The organism is Bacillus sp. PS217 (assembly GCF_037963535.1).
Taxonomy (GTDB): Bacteria; Bacillota; Bacilli; order Bacillales; family Bacillaceae; genus Bacillus; species Bacillus subtilis.
Genome location: NZ_CP150157.1, coordinates 1038521 through 1054229 on the forward strand (window position 1 = coordinate 1038521; position 15709 = coordinate 1054229).

Sequence of the window (15709 nt, forward strand, 5' to 3'; positions counted from 1 at the left end):
GCAATGAGAATGAAGGTAACACCTCCTGTTAGATAAAATGGTTTTAACTTAACAGCAGCATAAATGATTGGAACACGGCGAGCTTTTCAGGCGGGAGTTTGCTTTTCAGCTTGTCACGATCCTCGGGCTTCAGCCGTTCAAACCGATGCAAGATTCCGGAGATGTTTTGATTCATATGATCAATTTCTAATGCCAGATTTCCAATTTCATCATCAAGTTTAGCTGAAGAGGGAAACTGGTTCTCCAGTCGATCTTTAATATCGGACAGGGCCAATCGCTGCTTCTTGCAATCTACAATAAATATAAGTCGTTTGAGTGCATTTTCATCGTAGTAACGGTAATTTGAACAGGATCTGGCCGGCGTAAGCAGACCGAGATTCGTATAATAATCAACTGTCCGTTTCGTTACTCCGGCGAGTGCCGCTAGTTCACTGATGCGATAAGTCTCAGCCCCATCTATATCCCTCCCAACCATCACGTTATAGTTATGAGAATAGTTTAATATATGAACGGTGTCTTGCACAAGTTTATTGTTTTTTTAGACCGGAATTGGAAGTTGTGGAATTCATCATCTGATTGAAGTAACATAGGAAGATAGAATTTTCAAACTTTTATATACGGAAGGGACAGATGAAATTGGCTGGGTTATCCCGGGAAGTTGAAGAAAACTTAAATAAAGGATCATGGATTCGCAAGCTGTTTGATGAAGGTACAAGGCTGAAGAAGGAGTTCGGGGAAGACCAGGTATTTGATTTTTCACTCGGCAACCCGATTGTTGAACCGCCTGAAGCTTTTAAGAGAGCGTTAATAGAGGAAGCTGAAAAAGGCAGCCACGGATACATACAAAACCAAGGGCTTCCTGCAGCGAGAGAAAAAGTCGCGCAATTTTTGGGGTCGCGTTTTGAAGCTGATTTCTCAGCGGAGCGTATCGTCATGACGGTGGGCGCGGGAGGCGCTTTGAATGTTGCGTTAAAAAGCATCGTAAACCCTGGGGAAGAGGTCATTATTCTTGCACCTTATTTTGCCGAATATAAGTTGTATATTGAGAACTACGGGGGAAAAGCCGTCAGCTGCCCGTTGACAAGCCGGTTTGAGATCGACATTGAAGCGGTAAGGCAATCGATCACTCCACAGACGAAAGGGCTGATCCTCAATACACCGCATAACCCCACAGGCACGGTTCTCAGCCAGAAAAATATAGACGATTTAGGCGCTTTATTAAAAGAAATAGAAGAGAAGAGCGGCCAGACGATTTATGTGCTGTTTGATGAACCGTACAGTCAATTAATCTATGATGAAGAGCTGGCAAATCCGTTTCAATCGTACCATCGTGTGATATTGGCCAGCTCATTCAGTAAAGATCTCGGCATAGCCGGGGAGCGGCTCGGGTATATCGGATTGGACAGCCGAATGCCGGATGCGGACCTTTTGATCAACGCTTTTGTGTATTGTAATCGAACGCTTGGATTTGTGAATGCCCCTGTCATGATGCAGCGGGCTGTGGCACGAATGGATGATTTAAGAGTAGACGCGAGCGCTTATAAAGAGCGCCGGGATTTAATGGTAGACATTTTAAAAGAAGCCGGTTTTGAATTTGAAATGCCAAAGGGAGGTTTCTTTGTTTTTCCAAAATCGCCGATTGAAGATGAAGTTGCATTTTGCGTGCATGCCGCCCAAAAATACAAATTATTAATTGTGCCGAGCAGCGGTTTTGGAATGAGCGGGCATTTCCGATTATCCTTCAGTGTGCCGATCGAGCAGATTAAAAACTCACGGGACATTTTCATTTCTTTATATAAAGATTTTGCTTAAGTAGGCAAAGAAAAGAAAACAGTTTTCAAGGCTGTTTTCTTTTTATATCCACAAAATCCTTCCTCTTCCAATCCAGACAGGCGCAGAATTGACAAGCAGGCATGCAGTTAAGGCTTTCTTCATGATAAAAGTCTAAAAATTAAAAATCATTTTTGGAATGAGTTGTGTTACAATAAAATATACAATTTATAATCAAACTTTGACTTTTGGAGGTGGTATGATGGGGCCCTCTGCTTAGGCAACAATACACCGCGTACCTCAATGTTAAGGAAAAATGATTATATCAGGAGGTGACTCCTTATCCTTTGTTGAGAGGATAGGGTTAAATGGACGATATTGACAGTCTGATTTTAATTGGCGTGCTCATTGCTTTAACCGCGTTTTTCGTTGCAAGCGAGTTTGCGATTGTTAGAGTAAGGAGATCCAGAATAGATCAGCTTATCACAGAAGGAAACAAACGGGCGATACTCGCAAGGCGTGTCATTACAGATTTGGATGAATATTTATCCGCATCCCAGCTAGGCATTACATTGACATCAATTGGGCTTGGCGTACTGGGTGAGCCGGCCTTTGAACGGCTGCTGCATCCACTGTTTGAACCGCTCGGCTTGCCGGACTCGGTTTCACATGCAGCCTCTTTTGCAGTCGCGTACGGCTTGATCACGTTCCTGCACGTTGTTGTAGGTGAACTGGCCCCGAAAACGGTCGCGATTCAAAAGGCAGAACAGCTGACTTTACTGATAGCGGGCCCTTTGCGTTTATTCTATTTGCTCCTGTTTCCGTTTATTTGGATCCTCAATGGATCGGCGCGGCTTTTATGCGGGATGTTCGGTTTGAAGCCTGCGTCAGAACATGATGGTTCCCATTCTGAGGAAGAACTCAGGATGCTGTTATCTGAGAGTTTAAAAAACGGAGAGATTAATCCGTCTGAATATAAATATGTGAATAAGATTTTTGAATTTGATAATCGGATCGCCAAAGAAATTATGATACCGCGGAAGGAAATGGCTGCTGTGTCAACTGAGATGACGATGGCCGAGATGCTTGAAGTCATGCTGAAGGAAAAATACACGCGCTGGCCAGTCACAGATGGAGACAAAGACAGTGTGCTCGGTTTGGTCAATACGAAGCATTTGTTTTCTGATTTGCTGTTTATGACAGAAGAAGAACGAATGAAGATGACGATCCATCCGTATGTGAGGCCGGTCATCGAAGTGATTGAAACGATCCCGGTTCATGACTTGCTGATTAAAATGCAGCGCGAGCGCATTCATATGGCTATATTGTCGGATGAATACGGAGGAACCTCGGGACTTGTGACGACAGAGGATATTCTTGAGGAAATTGTCGGAGAGATCCGAGATGAATTTGATGAAGATGAACAGCCGCTGATCCAAAAGCTTGGCGACGGCCATTATGTGATGGATGGAAAGGTTCGGATCGATCAGGTGAACAGCCTTCTTGGCGCATCGATTCAAGAAGACGTCGATACGATCGGCGGGCTGATATTAAAAGAAAACATCGATATTGAGGCTGGTGAATCCATTCGCATCGGTTCATATACGATAAAGGTGCTGAAGATGGACGGCCGATTAATCAAGCAAATCGATATAAAAGAAGAAGCCGGCAACACAACCGGAATTACGGCGCACCACAAGCTGCCGCTGCCTGAGCCTGTGATGCTGAACAGTGCAACCTTGAGCGAGAAATAAGCTCAAGGTTTTTTTACATTGTGATTGTCCAGCCGCACCAAAATGCCAAAAGCGACCCGGAAAGTGTCAGGGCGATGTACAAGATGCTTTCTATTACACGTTTGGCCATAAGGAGTTGAATACTTTCAACGCTGAAAGTGGAAAAGGTCGTAAAGGCGCCAAAAAACCCCGTGCCGATGATAAGCGAGACCGAAGCATTTGCAACGTGAAGTCCTGTAAATATTCCGAGCCCGAGAGCTCCGAGAATATTGACTGTCAGTATGCCAATGGGCAGGCTGAGACCTTTGGTTTTGGCGGTTATGACATTGCCAAGCCAGAAGCGAAGCATTGCGCCAAGTCCGCCCCCTATGAAAATACCCGCTAGTGTCATCTTTCCTGCAGCCCCTTTCTTTGCTGAATGCCTGCTATGCGCCGTCCCGCAAAAACACCAATCAGTGCAAATATGATCCCTGATATCAATGAGGCTGCCACATATAAAAGAGCCAATGAGGGTTGTCCTTGCAAAAGCATCACTGTTTCCTTAGAAAACGTGGACATTGTTGTGAAGCCTCCGCAAAAGCCGGTGCCTAAAAAAGCCGACAGCAGAGGCCGTTTTGCCCCGATCATAAAAAATCCGGTCAAAATGCCTAATAGAAGGCTGCCTGCCGCATTTTCCAGCCAGGTTGCCGCCGGGAACTGACCGGTGTGTATCCATAAGTTTAATCCGTATCGGAGGCAGGCGCCAAGCGCGCCTCCGATAAAAACCGCGCTATATATTTTCATGTTTGCCATCCTTTATGATGAAATCCGGGTAATCTGTAACGATGCCGTCCACGCCCATGGCTTGTAATTTTGCCGCTGTCTTTTGATTGTTGACAGTCCATGCAAATATGTTTAATCCATTTTTATGGACGGAGCCGATCATCAGACGGTTGAGCCGTGTGTATTTTATATTGACATAGTTTGCAAAAGAGCGGAAGGCCTTCATCTGATTTCTGGACAGCATGCCAAAGTTGGGCCTTGTAATGACCGCTGTCGGAATCGAAGGATAAAGCTCGCGGAACCTTTGGACGGAGCGGAACTGAAAGGATTGAACAATATTATTGATAGAAAAAGAAAATTGCCCTAATAGCTGTCCCACCTCTTTTTCAATTCCGACTTGAGACGGATGGCCTTTTAGTTCAATTAAAAGGCCGATTTTTTTGTGGTAGCGCTTGAGCACCGCTTCCAGGGTCGGAATACGCTCTCCTTGAAAAGCGGGGCCGTACCAGCTTCCTGCATCGAGTTTTTGCAATTCCTCCAAGGTAAAATCCTTAACAAAGCCCGATCCGTTTGTTGTTCGGTCAACCCTGTCATCGTGTATCACAACAATCTGCCTGTCTTTTGTAAGCTGGACATCCAGTTCGATCATATCTGCGTTCATTTTCACCGCAAGGTCAAATGCGGCAATCGTATTTTCCGGAGCGTAGCCGGATGCTCCGCGATGGGCAATGATGTACAAGCTAAGTCAGCTCCTCGTATGGACATTTCTGTTATTGTATCAAAACCATATATGCACCGCGATACAAACTGGTGAATTTTTTCTGCCATATCGGAATGGTCCGGGCTGAGGAATGCGTATAACTAAAAAAAGACACTCAGCGTATCAGAACACATTTCGTCAGAAAATTAGGTCTTTCGACATGTTCACAACAAAATATGATCCTTTATAATAGCAAAAAAGGAGGCGAGATCATGGGAAAAGGGAGAATCAGAGTGGAGGAAAGAATTAAAGCCGAAACGGATGCTGAAATGCAAAAAGCAACTCTCCTTGATCAGACACAAACGAAAAAAGGTAAGTGACTGTCCCTATTGAATCTGGCTGATAGATGAATTGAGAAATGACCCCGGCGTTTCGCCGGGGTTTTGTGCTGCAAAAGACATTTAAATGAACATCCTTACGAATATTTTAGTATAATAAACAATTGATTGGGATAGAGGGGAGACAGTCATGCCGGATTATCTGCAGCAGTATTTTACGCTTGATAACATCATACAAATCGGCATCAGCTTGGCGATTTTGCTGGTGTTTCTTATACTTAGAAAATTATTCACAAGATATTTCTTTAACCTGCTTTTTAATTTGACAAACCGGCCGAAAACAGAAATTTTTAAACAGGTGGTTCTGGCGTTTGATAAGCCGGCCAGATGGTTTTTTGTTGCCCTTGGGCTGTTTTTAGCGATCCGGTATTCACCGTTTTTAGATGAGCAAATGCCGGTCATCAGCAAAATATACCGCTCACTGATTGTGGCGCTTTTGTGCTGGGGTCTTTGTAATTTGACCGCAACATCGTCGTTTATCTTCCATAAGGTGAATCAGCGCTTCGAGCTTGACATGGATGACATTCTGGCCCCGTTTTTATCCAAATTGCTCCGTTTTGTGATCATTGCGCTCAGTGTCAGTGTGATCGCTCAGGAATTCAATTATGATGTCAACGGATTTGTAGCGGGCCTTGGTCTTGGCGGACTGGCTTTTGCGCTTGCCGCGAAGGATACCATCAGCAACTTCTTCGGCGGTATTATTATTATTACTGAAAAGCCGTTTACAATTGGTGACTGGGTGGAGACGTCGACAGTAACAGGATCAGTCGAGGATATTACCTTTAGGAGCACGAGATTCAGAACAGCACAGGGGGCGCTTGTAACGGTGCCGAACTCTACGCTGTCGATGGAAGCGATCACGAACTGGACAAGAATGACCAAACGCCAGATTACGTTTTCCATCCATGTGTCCTACGCTACGCCGATTGAGAACCTTGAACGCTCCATTCATTCTCTCAGAACAATGCTCTTAGAGCATGAGGGCGTTGATAATGAAACAATCATGGTCAACTTTGATACGTTTGCCGACAGCTACTACAATTTATTTTTTAACTTCTATACAAAAACGACGGTTTGGGCTGAAAACCTTAATATTAGAGAGGATATCAACTATAAAATTATTGAGATTTTAGGTGCAGAAGGCGTTCAGTTTGCATATCCCGGCCAAATGGTTGTTGTCAAGCAAAAGCACGAAAGCGACCCATTCCAGGTGAATCTAAATAAAGAGGAAAAGGAACGGGCTTAAAAGAGAGACTTCGTCTGACAGAGGCGGAGTCTTTTTCATGGTAAAATAAGAGAAAAAGGCGGTGTTGAGTTGGAAACATTCAAAAGTATTCTACATGAAGCACAGAGAATTGTTGTGCTGACCGGAGCGGGAATGAGCACAGAATCAGGGATCCCCGACTTTCGTTCAGCAGGGGGCATTTGGACGGAGGATGCCTCAAGAATGGAAGCGATGAGCCTTGATTATTTTTTAAGTTATCCGCGTCTGTTTTGGCCCAAATTCAAAGAATTGTTCCAGATGAAAATGAGCGGCAGCTTTGAACCGAATGAAGGACACTTGCTTTTAGCTGAGCTGGAGAAGCAAGGGAAGCAGGTCGATATTTTCACGCAAAACATTGACGGTCTTCATAAAAAAGCGGGGAGCAGGCATGTATACGAACTGCATGGTTCTATCCAGACAGCAGCTTGTCCGGCATGCGGCGCCCGATATGATCTTCCCCATTTGCTGGAGCGGGAGGTGCCGGAGTGCACGGCGGCCGGAAACAATGGGGACATTTGCGGAACGGTATTAAAAACCGATGTTGTTCTCTTTGGCGACGCCGTCATGCACTTTGACACCCTTTATGAAAAGCTGGATCAAGCAGATCTTTTATTGGTTATCGGCACGTCTCTCGAAGTGGCTCCGGCTAGATTTGTGCCTGAGGATGCAAGTCTGATTCCCGGCATGAAGAAAGTCATCATAAACCTTGAACCAACGTATTGCGACAGCTTGTTTGACATGGTCATCCATCAAAAAATCGGTGAGTTTGCCCGAAGTTTGGGCATAAAAAAGTGAGCCGCCTTATGCGCCTCACTTTTTTATTCATGAACAGGAACCATTGTGTCCTCTAACACTCCGAAGGAATAGCCTTTTTCTTTTAATTTATTGATTAGTACCGGCAGCGCGTTTACGGTAGCGGGAAGATCATGCATGAGAATCACATTCGGGCGGCCTGAAGAGCTGTGTTCCATATTTTCAAGCTGCTCTAACACGGCCGTCACATACTTTGAATTTCGGTATTTCCAGTCCATGCTGTCAATCGTCCAATCCCAGTATACAAAACCGTCTTTCTCAAGATTGCGGATTTGTGAGGGGGTTAGTGACGGCTTGCTTCCGTATGGCGTTCTGACAAGATCGGTTTTATATCCTGTAATGTCCTGCAGCGTGTCACGCGCCTCCTGCATTTCTTTTAGCGGAGATGTCGGTGTTTGATAGAACAATCTGTTATTGTGGGTAACGCCATGTAAACCGAGTGCGTGGCCTTCCTTTTCTGCTCTTTTCACAGCCTGCTTGAATTCGTTCATCCGCGGTGACAGCATAAAAAACGTCGCTTTTACATCAGCGCTTTTCAGTACATCGAGCAAGCGGGTTGTAACGGCTGAAGGGCCGTCGTCGAAGGTTAAGTAAACTGTTTTATCTCCCATGTTCTGCTTTGTCTGCAGATGTTTTATCAGCAGATCGGGGGAGTCGTTTTTCAGCTTAAGGCTTTCTTTCTCATCTCGAAGCTGGCCGTTTGTTGTGACAGTGACTTCCTTTGCTTTCGTTGAACTGTTGGAATAACCCAAAATCACCATAAGCAAAAGCAGCACACATAAAACTGCTAAACTTGCAAATTTAAAAGCAAGCGAAACTGCAGAAGGAGAAGCCTCTCCTCTCGTTTGTCGCATAACAATCTCTCCATTGGCATAAAATCTCTACATAATGCTGTACAGCAGGCAGCTTATGAAGGTGCCTTATGTTTACAACCTATGTATTACCAGTCAAGTATACAGGAATAAAACTGGAAAGCACATAGAAAAGTTGTCGAAATGTCAGATTTTAAGGAAAAAATAAACTCCTTTCCGCTATAGATCTCTTGATCTTTCTGTTTTTCAGCATGTCCAATATGATAGAATTAGTGACAATGACAGCTTGAATGACATCAAGGACATCTCGAAAAGGGAGGGCTTTTATGAAGGTATTAGTCAATGGCCAGCTGATTGGGCGCAGTGAAGCATCAATCGATTTGGAAGATCGCGGTTATCAGTTTGGTGACGGCATCTATGAAGTGATCAGGGTGTACAAAGGAGTATTGTTCGGCTTACGTGAGCATGCAGAGCGTTTTTTCAGAAGTGCTGCTGAAATCGGAATTTCACTGCCATTCAGTATAGAAGATCTCGAGTGGGACCTGCAAAAGCTTGTACAGGAAAATGCGGTCAGTGAGGGTGCGGTATACATTCAGACAACAAGAGGTGTGGCCCCGCGAAAACACCAGTATGAAGCCGGCCTCGAGCCGCAGACTACTGCTTATACGTTTACGGTGAAAAAACCGGAGCAAGAGCAGGCATACGGAGTGGCGGCCATTACAGATGAGGATCTTCGCTGGTTAAGATGTGATATCAAAAGTCTGAATTTACTGTATAATGTCATGACGAAGCAAAAGGCCTATGAAGCGGGAGCATTTGAAGCCATTTTACTTAGGGACGGCGTTGTTACGGAGGGTACATCCTCTAACGTTTATGCCGTTATCAACGGCACGGTGCGAACACATCCGGCTAACCGGCTCATTCTCAATGGAATTACACGGATGAATATTTTAGGACTGATTGAAAAGAATGGGATCAAACTGGATGAGACTCCTGTCAGTAAAGAAGAGTTGAAACAGGCGGAAGAGATCTTTATTTCGTCAACGACGGCAGAAATTATTCCGGTTGTGACGCTCGATGGACAATCGGTCGGAAGCGGGAAACCGGGACCGGTGACCAAACAGCTTCAGGCTGCTTTTCAAGAAAGCATTCAACAGGCTGCTAGCATTTCATAAATGAACGAAGAAAAGAGCCCGCTTTATACAGCGGAGCTCTTTTTATTTTTTAACAAATCCAATCAAAATGGAGATCATCGGCGATATATAGAGGAAGAACGTAAACGGGATGTAGTCTATGACTGGAACACCAAGTGCGCTCGCCATAAATGCGCCGCTGACGCCCCAAGGAATCAATGGGTTAATTAATGTTCCGCCGTCCTCTAATGACCTTGTCAGAAATTTTCGCTGGATGTTTTGTTTGTCATATAAGGATTTAAATGATTGTCCTGGTATTAATATCGATAAATACTGTTCGCCGGTTGCCAAGTTGACGCCGATGCTTGAGCAGACAGTTGCTGCAACTAGACGGCCTTTTGAGCGGATGCCTTTCATGACGCCTTCCAATAGTGCAGAAATCAATCCGATTTTCTCCATCAATCCGCCGAGTGCAAAAGCAATCATAATGAGAGAGACAGAGCCCATCATGGATTGCAGTCCGCCTCTGTTAATAATTTTAGCGGCTGCCTCATTGTCAGTTTCGAAAGTTGTGCCATTTTGCAAAGCTGTCATAAACGCCTGCAGGCTGCTGTCGGGTACAAAAATAGCAGTCAAAATTCCCGAGGAAATAATTCCGGCAGTCAGAACGGGGATTACTGATACCCGTTTCATTGCCAGCAAAACGACTAAGAGCGGAGAAAGAAGGGCCCACGGTGTCACGTTTGCGGCATCTTTTATTCCGGTTATGACCTGCTGAATATTATCGGTTGAAGCAGCGTCCGCTGACACTGATGAACCGAGAAAGTAAAACAGAACGACAGTGATGAGCAAAGCTGGAATGGTTGTGCCCATCATATGGCGAATGTGTTCAAAGATCGGTATTTCGCCTATTCCGGCTGCAAAGTTGGTTGTGTCCGACATCGGCGACATTTTATCCCCAAAACAAGCGCCGCATATGACTGCGCCTGCTGTCCATTCAAGCGGAACGCCGGCCGCGCTCGCCACGCCGATCAGCGCTACCCCGATTGTGCTAACAGTTGTCAGGCTTGAGCCAACAAGTGTGCTGATGATCATACATGAAAACAAAGCAGTCAACAGAAGATGGCTTGGTTCAATAAAGGATAGGGCATAAACTGTCACAGTCGGTATTGCGCCGCTGTACATCCAGGCGCCGATTAAGATGCCGATCAGCGCTAGAACAATAATCGGCTGTACGCCGTTTTTGATCCCGTCTACAATCCCTTTTTCAATGCTCTTCCAGGAAAATCCATAACATAAAGCTGCTGCTGAAAGCATGACAACACTTAAAAACAGCGGGATATGAGGTTCTACATGAAGCAAGAATAAGCAAGAAATAATAATGCATAACATGAATATAAATAAACCGACGGCTAACGGAAACGTCAGCTTTTTTTGAGAATCCAAAATAACACCCCATATTTATCTTTAATGCTTTTGTGCTTTTAGGCACGAAAGCATTATAACAGAAAAAAACGAAAATCTATGTTTTTTCACAATTATGAATATAAAAGAAGTGAGCACAGGGCGTGCTCACTTTACAATCAGGACGGGTATATCCGATTTCGCTGAAAGCTTTTCACTTACACTTCCGAATATTAGCTTTTTCAGCCTGTTTTGGTCTCTGCTTCCGGTTACGATCAGATCGGCAGAAATGCGGTTTGCATGCTCGATAATTGATTCAGCCGGATCGCCTTCTAATATATCGATATCTCCATCTGCCTGCTGTTCATTCAGCATCATTCTGGCTTCGGCGATGACTTCTTCTGTACGGTCTTCATAGATCATTGGCTCAGGTGATGTTACATCTGATATCAGCGGATCAGGAACACTTGTCATGCCTCCGCTGATATAGCTTGCCTCAGCTGCGGGTCTGGGCGGGTCGATGATGGTCTGATTGTCTTTCATATCATGTGAATGGGCGACGGTAATAGCGGCATTTACGGTTTTAGCAAGATCAATGGCTGTCTGAAGCGCTTTCTTACTATTTTCACTTCCGTCAAACGCAACGATGATACGGTCAGCATGGAACATCCTTCTCACCCTTTCAAAGCGTCTTACAACACTACTACCCGGATTTGAGCACAATTAACCTTTTCCTATTCAAGTAATGATTGACAATAAAAGGTTTTGTTTATATGATGATAAAAAGATGAAATCAGAATGGAAGGAGGGTTTGCTATGCCAAGGAATTTGCGTGTTTATCAAACAGTTTCATATTGGCGCGGCAAACCTTTTGTTCTGTTTTCGTGAACGGTTTTTTAGGTCGGACCGCGCGCTGAAAAGCGCTGTGCGTAACATATCGGTTAAAAAAGGCATGGAGCTGACGCTTCATGCCTTTTTTATATACAAAATCTAAGGAAAGACAGGTGTATGGGATGTGAAGACCAATACAGAGGCGAGGGCTGTTCGTGCCAAACTGGATGAAAAAAGCTGCAAGGAAAAAATAGAAGGCGGCTGATAAGGAGATGGGGATAGATGTTTTCAGTTTTGAAAAAGCTTGGCTGGTTTTTTAAGGCGTACTGGCTGCGCTATACGATTGCGATTGTCCTTTTATTAGCAGTCAATGTCATTGAAATGTTTCCGCCTAAGCTCTTGGGGAACGCCATAGATGATATGAAAACAGGGGCATTTACTGCGGAAGGGCTGCTGTTTTATATCGGTATCTTTTTTGTGCTGACGGCGGCCGTGTATATCATGTCTTATTTTTGGATGCATCAGCTGTTTGGCGGAGCGAATCTGATGGAGAAAATTCTTCGTACGAAGCTGATGGGGCATTTGCTGACTATGTCGCCGCCGTTTTATGAAAAAAACCGAACAGGCGATTTAATGGCACGAGGGACAAATGATCTTCAGGCCGTCAGTTTAACGACAGGATTTGGCATCTTGACGTTAGTCGATTCTACGATGTTTATGATGACGATCTTTTTGACAATGGGGTTTTTGATCAGCTGGAAGCTGACCTTTGCCGCCATTATCCCGCTTCCAGTCATGGCGATTGCAATCAGTCTATATGGAAGTAAAATTCATGAGCGGTTTACTGAGGCCCAAAACGCGTTCGGGGCGCTGAATGACAGAGTGCTGGAATCTGTTTCAGGCGTACGGGTGATTCGCGCGTATGTTCAGGAAACAAACGATGTTCGCCGGTTTAATGAAATGACCTCTGATGTTTATCAGAAAAATATGAAAGTGGCTTTTATTGATTCACTGTTTGAGCCGACGGTGAAACTGCTTGTCGGCGCAAGCTATCTGATTGGGCTCGGCTACGGAGCGTTTCTTGTATTCCGGAACGAGCTGACGCTTGGAGAGTTAGTGTCCTTTAACGTTTATCTCGGCATGATGATTTGGCCGATGTTTGCAATCGGTGAACTCATTAACGTGATGCAGCGCGGCAATGCGTCATTAGACCGGGTAAATGAAACTCTTTCTTATGAATCGGATGTGACAGATCCAAAACAGCCCGCTGATCTTAAAGAGCCTGGAGATATCGTTTTCAGTCATGTCAGCTTTACATATCCAAGCTCAACAAGTGACAATCTTCAGGATATTTCATTTACGGTGCGAAAAGGGCAGACTGTCGGGATTGCAGGTAAAACCGGGAGCGGAAAAACGACAATTATTAAGCAGCTTTTGCGCCAGTATCCTCCAGGTGAAGGGAGCATTACATTTTCAGGCGTACCGATTCAGCAAATCCCTCTTGACCAGCTCCGCGGATGGATCGGATATGTGCCTCAGGATCATTTACTGTTTTCACGGACTGTAAAAGAAAATATTTTATACGGAAAACAGGATGCAACTGATAAAGAGGTTCAGCAAGCCATTGCCGAAGCACATTTTGAAAAAGATTTGCACATGCTTCCGTCCGGTCTGGAGACAATGGTCGGTGAAAAAGGCGTGGCACTGTCAGGCGGGCAGAAACAAAGAATTTCGATTGCGAGAGCACTCATGGCGAATCCGGAAATCTTGATTCTGGATGATTCACTTTCCGCTGTAGATGCCAAAACAGAGGCTGCAATTATCAAGAACATCAGAGAAAACCGCAAAGGAAAAACGACATTTATTTTGACGCACCGATTATCCGCGGTAGAGCACGCTGACCTGATCCTTGTGATGGACGGCGGCGTCATTGCTGAGAGAGGCACGCATCAAGAACTGCTGGCCAATAATGGGTGGTATCGGGAACAATATGAAAGACAGCAGCTGTTCACGGCCGAAGAAGGGGGAGCAGGGGCATGAAAATAGGAAAAACGTTATGGAGATACGCACTCCTTTATCGAAAATTGCTGATCACGGCCGTCCTATTGCTAGCTGTCGCCGTCGGTGCAGAACTGACTGGGCCCTTTATTGGCAAAAAAATGATAGACGACCATATCCTCGGCATTGAGAAAACATGGTATGAAGCTGCGGAAAAAGATAAAAATGCCGTTCAGTTTCACGGCGTCTCATATGTCAGAGAGGACCGATTGCAGGAGCCTGTTTCAAAAGCAAAAGAAGCACATATTTATCAAGTGGGAATGGCGTTCTATTTTGTTGATCAGGCTGTCAGCTTCGACGGGAATAGAACGGTTTCTGACGGGAAGCTGACGATCACAAACGGAGACAAGAGCCGGACATATGCTGCCGAAAAGCTGACTAAGCAGGAACTTTTCCAGTTCTATCAGCCGGAAATAAAGGGAATGGTGTTACTGATCTGCCTGTATGGGGGCTTGCTTGTGTTTTCGGTATTCTTTCAATACGGACAGCATTATCTGCTGCAGATGAGCGCCAATCGGATTATTCAAAAGATGAGGCAGGACGTGTTTTCGCACATACAGAAAATGCCGATTCGCTATTTTGACAACCTTCCGGCCGGAAAAGTCGTTGCGCGGATTACCAATGATACGGAGGCTATTAGGGATTTATATGTCACAGTGCTTTCAACATTTGTGACAAGCGGAATCTATATGTTCGGGATATTCACGGCTTTGTTTCTGCTTGATGTGAAGCTTGCGTTTGTATGTCTGGCAATTGTGCCGATTATCTGGCTGTGGTCGGTCATATACCGGAGATATGCGTCATATTACAACCAAAAAATCCGCTCGATCAACAGTGACATTAACGCAAAAATGAATGAGTCAATTCAAGGCATGACCATTATTCAGGCTTTCCGCCATCAAAAGGAAACAATGAGAGAATTTGAGGAATTAAATGAATCACATTTTTATTTCCAAAACAGGATGCTGAATTTAAACTCCTTAATGTCCCATAATCTGGTCAATGTCATCCGCAATCTTGCGTTCGTCTGTCTGATCTGGCATTTTGGCGGTGCGAGCCTGAATGCGGCGGGGATTGTTTCTATCGGTGTGCTGTACGCGTTTGTCGATTATTTGAACCGGTTATTTCAGCCGATCACAGGCATCGTCAATCAGTTTTCAAAGCTGGAGCTTGCAAGGGTCTCCGCCGGGCGTGTTTTTGAACTGCTTGAAGAAAAGAATACGGAAGAAGCGGGTCAACCGGCGAAGGAGCGCGCGCTGGGGCGGGTTGAATTTCGTGATGTGTCATTTGCGTATCAAGAAGGTGAAGAGGTATTAAAGCATATTTCCTTTACTGCGCAAAAAGGCGAAACCGTAGCGCTCGTCGGCCATACCGGATCAGGAAAAAGCTCGATTTTGAATCTTCTGTTTCGTTTTTATGATGCGCAAAAAGGGGATATTCTGATTGATGGGAGAAGCATTTACAACATGTCAAGACAGGAACTCAGATCCCATATGGGCATTGTGCTTCAGGACCCGTACTTATTCTCGGGTACAATCGGATCTAATGTAAGTCTGGATGACGAAAGAATGACTGAAGAAGAAATAAAAAATGCACTGCGGCAAGTCGGTGCTGAGCCGCTTCTTAAGAAGCTTCCGAAGGGCATTAATGAGCCCGTGATTGAAAAAGGCAGCACGCTATCCTCTGGAGAGCGACAGTTAATTTCTTTCGCTAGAGCTTTGGCGTTTGATCCCGCGATCTTGATTTTAGATGAGGCAACGGCGCATATTGATACAGAGACAGAGGCCGTAATCCAGAAAGCGCTTGATGTCGTCAAACAAGGACGCACCACCTTCGTCATCGCTCACCGGCTTTCAACAATCAGAAATGCTGATCAGATTTTGGTTCTTGATAAAGGAGAAATTGTTGAGAAAGGGAACCACGAGGAATTGATGGCATTAGAAGGCCAATATTATCAAATGTATGAACTGCAAAAGGGACAGAAACATTCCATTGCATAATGCTCAAAAAACCCAAAACAATTGTGTTTTG

At 44.8% G+C, this 15709-nt stretch carries 16 protein-coding genes; 9 read left to right on the plus strand and 7 right to left on the minus strand.

The window, feature by feature from the left end:
* Window positions 1-43: 43 nt before the first annotated feature.
* On the minus strand, window positions 44-475 hold the full coding sequence (cueR, locus tag NSQ83_RS05425) for a Cu(I)-responsive transcriptional regulator (protein WP_010886460.1): 432 nt from the start codon (window positions 473-475) through the stop codon (window positions 44-46).
* 155 nt (window positions 476-630) lie between these two features.
* On the opposite strand from cueR, the gene NSQ83_RS05430 reads away from it, so the two are divergent.
* Both NSQ83_RS05430 and NSQ83_RS05435 read left to right on the plus strand, forming a co-directional pair.
* Entirely contained in the window at window positions 631-1812 is a 1182-nt protein-coding gene (locus NSQ83_RS05430) for a pyridoxal phosphate-dependent aminotransferase (protein WP_204551431.1), read from the plus strand.
* A gap of 326 nt (window positions 1813-2138) precedes the next feature.
* Complete coding sequence (locus NSQ83_RS05435) at window positions 2139-3524, plus strand: hemolysin family protein (RefSeq protein WP_204551432.1); 1386 nt, start codon at window positions 2139-2141, stop codon at window positions 3522-3524.
* Window positions 3525-3537: 13 nt separating this feature from the next.
* On the opposite strand, the gene crcB is transcribed toward NSQ83_RS05435, so the two are convergent.
* From crcB to NSQ83_RS05450, 3 genes are read right to left on the minus strand one after another with little or no spacing between them, the layout of a single operon-like run.
* Complete coding sequence (gene crcB, locus NSQ83_RS05440) at window positions 3538-3894, minus strand: fluoride efflux transporter CrcB (protein WP_131227265.1); 357 nt, start codon at window positions 3892-3894, stop codon at window positions 3538-3540.
* Window positions 3891-4286 (minus strand): CrcB family protein, encoded by a 396-nt coding sequence (locus NSQ83_RS05445; RefSeq protein WP_014479308.1) that lies wholly within the window; start codon window positions 4284-4286, stop codon window positions 3891-3893. Before NSQ83_RS05445 ends, crcB begins: the two co-directional genes overlap by 4 nt.
* Window positions 4273-5004, minus strand: coding sequence for a glycerophosphodiester phosphodiesterase family protein (locus tag NSQ83_RS05450; RefSeq protein ID WP_021479659.1), 732 nt, complete (start codon window positions 5002-5004; stop codon window positions 4273-4275). The genes NSQ83_RS05445 and NSQ83_RS05450 overlap by 14 nt, the downstream gene beginning before the upstream one ends.
* 233 nt (window positions 5005-5237) lie before the next feature.
* Between NSQ83_RS05450 and NSQ83_RS05455 the strand changes: the two genes are divergently transcribed.
* The 3 genes from NSQ83_RS05455 to srtN all read left to right on the plus strand — a co-directional run bounded on the left by NSQ83_RS05455 (window position 5238) and on the right by srtN (window position 7422).
* Window positions 5238-5345, plus strand: coding sequence for a YhdX family protein (locus NSQ83_RS05455; RefSeq protein ID WP_009966908.1), 108 nt, complete (start codon window positions 5238-5240; stop codon window positions 5343-5345).
* 148 nt (window positions 5346-5493) lie between these two features.
* Window positions 5494-6609 carry a small-conductance mechanosensitive channel protein MscY gene (gene mscY / locus NSQ83_RS05460; protein WP_015252461.1) on the plus strand — a complete coding sequence of 372 codons (1116 nt, stop codon included), beginning with the start codon at window positions 5494-5496 and terminating at the stop codon, window positions 6607-6609.
* A 69-nt stretch (window positions 6610-6678) separates the two neighbouring features.
* Entirely contained in the window at window positions 6679-7422 is a 744-nt protein-coding gene (gene srtN / locus NSQ83_RS05465) for a sirtuin NAD-dependent deacetylase (protein WP_029726329.1), read from the plus strand.
* A gap of 23 nt (window positions 7423-7445) precedes the next feature.
* On the opposite strand, the gene NSQ83_RS05470 is transcribed toward srtN, so the two are convergent.
* Window positions 7446-8294: a polysaccharide deacetylase family protein gene (locus NSQ83_RS05470; RefSeq protein WP_204551433.1), complete on the minus strand. Its 849-nt coding sequence runs from the start codon at window positions 8292-8294 to the stop codon at window positions 7446-7448.
* A 284-nt stretch (window positions 8295-8578) separates the two neighbouring features.
* Here NSQ83_RS05470 and dat point away from each other — a divergent pair, with 284 nt between their 5' ends.
* Window positions 8579-9427 carry a D-amino-acid transaminase gene (dat, locus tag NSQ83_RS05475; RefSeq protein ID WP_204551434.1) on the plus strand — a complete coding sequence of 283 codons (849 nt, stop codon included), beginning with the start codon at window positions 8579-8581 and terminating at the stop codon, window positions 9425-9427.
* Between the two features lie 42 nt (window positions 9428-9469).
* Here the strand turns inward: dat and nhaC are convergent, their stop codons facing one another.
* Together nhaC and NSQ83_RS05485 are read right to left on the minus strand one after the other, a co-directional pair.
* Window positions 9470-10831 (minus strand): Na+/H+ antiporter NhaC, encoded by a 1362-nt coding sequence (gene nhaC / locus NSQ83_RS05480; RefSeq protein ID WP_204551435.1) that lies wholly within the window; start codon window positions 10829-10831, stop codon window positions 9470-9472.
* A 126-nt stretch (window positions 10832-10957) separates the two neighbouring features.
* Window positions 10958-11458: a universal stress protein gene (locus tag NSQ83_RS05485; protein ID WP_144482622.1), complete on the minus strand. Its 501-nt coding sequence runs from the start codon at window positions 11456-11458 to the stop codon at window positions 10958-10960.
* 163 nt (window positions 11459-11621) lie between these two features.
* On the opposite strand from NSQ83_RS05485, the gene NSQ83_RS05490 reads away from it, so the two are divergent.
* The 3 genes from NSQ83_RS05490 (at window position 11622) to bmrD (ending at window position 15678) form a co-directional block, all read left to right on the plus strand.
* Window positions 11622-11783 (plus strand): hypothetical protein, encoded by a 162-nt coding sequence (locus NSQ83_RS05490; protein ID WP_010886461.1) that lies wholly within the window; start codon window positions 11622-11624, stop codon window positions 11781-11783.
* A 119-nt stretch (window positions 11784-11902) separates the two neighbouring features.
* Window positions 11903-13660: a multidrug ABC transporter ATP-binding protein BmrC gene (bmrC, locus tag NSQ83_RS05495; RefSeq protein ID WP_088467597.1), complete on the plus strand. Its 1758-nt coding sequence runs from the start codon at window positions 11903-11905 to the stop codon at window positions 13658-13660.
* Entirely contained in the window at window positions 13657-15678 is a 2022-nt protein-coding gene (bmrD, locus tag NSQ83_RS05500; RefSeq protein WP_088467598.1) for a multidrug resistance ABC transporter ATP-binding protein/permease BmrD, read from the plus strand. The genes bmrC and bmrD overlap by 4 nt, the downstream gene beginning before the upstream one ends.
* Window positions 15679-15709 lie beyond the last annotated feature (31 nt).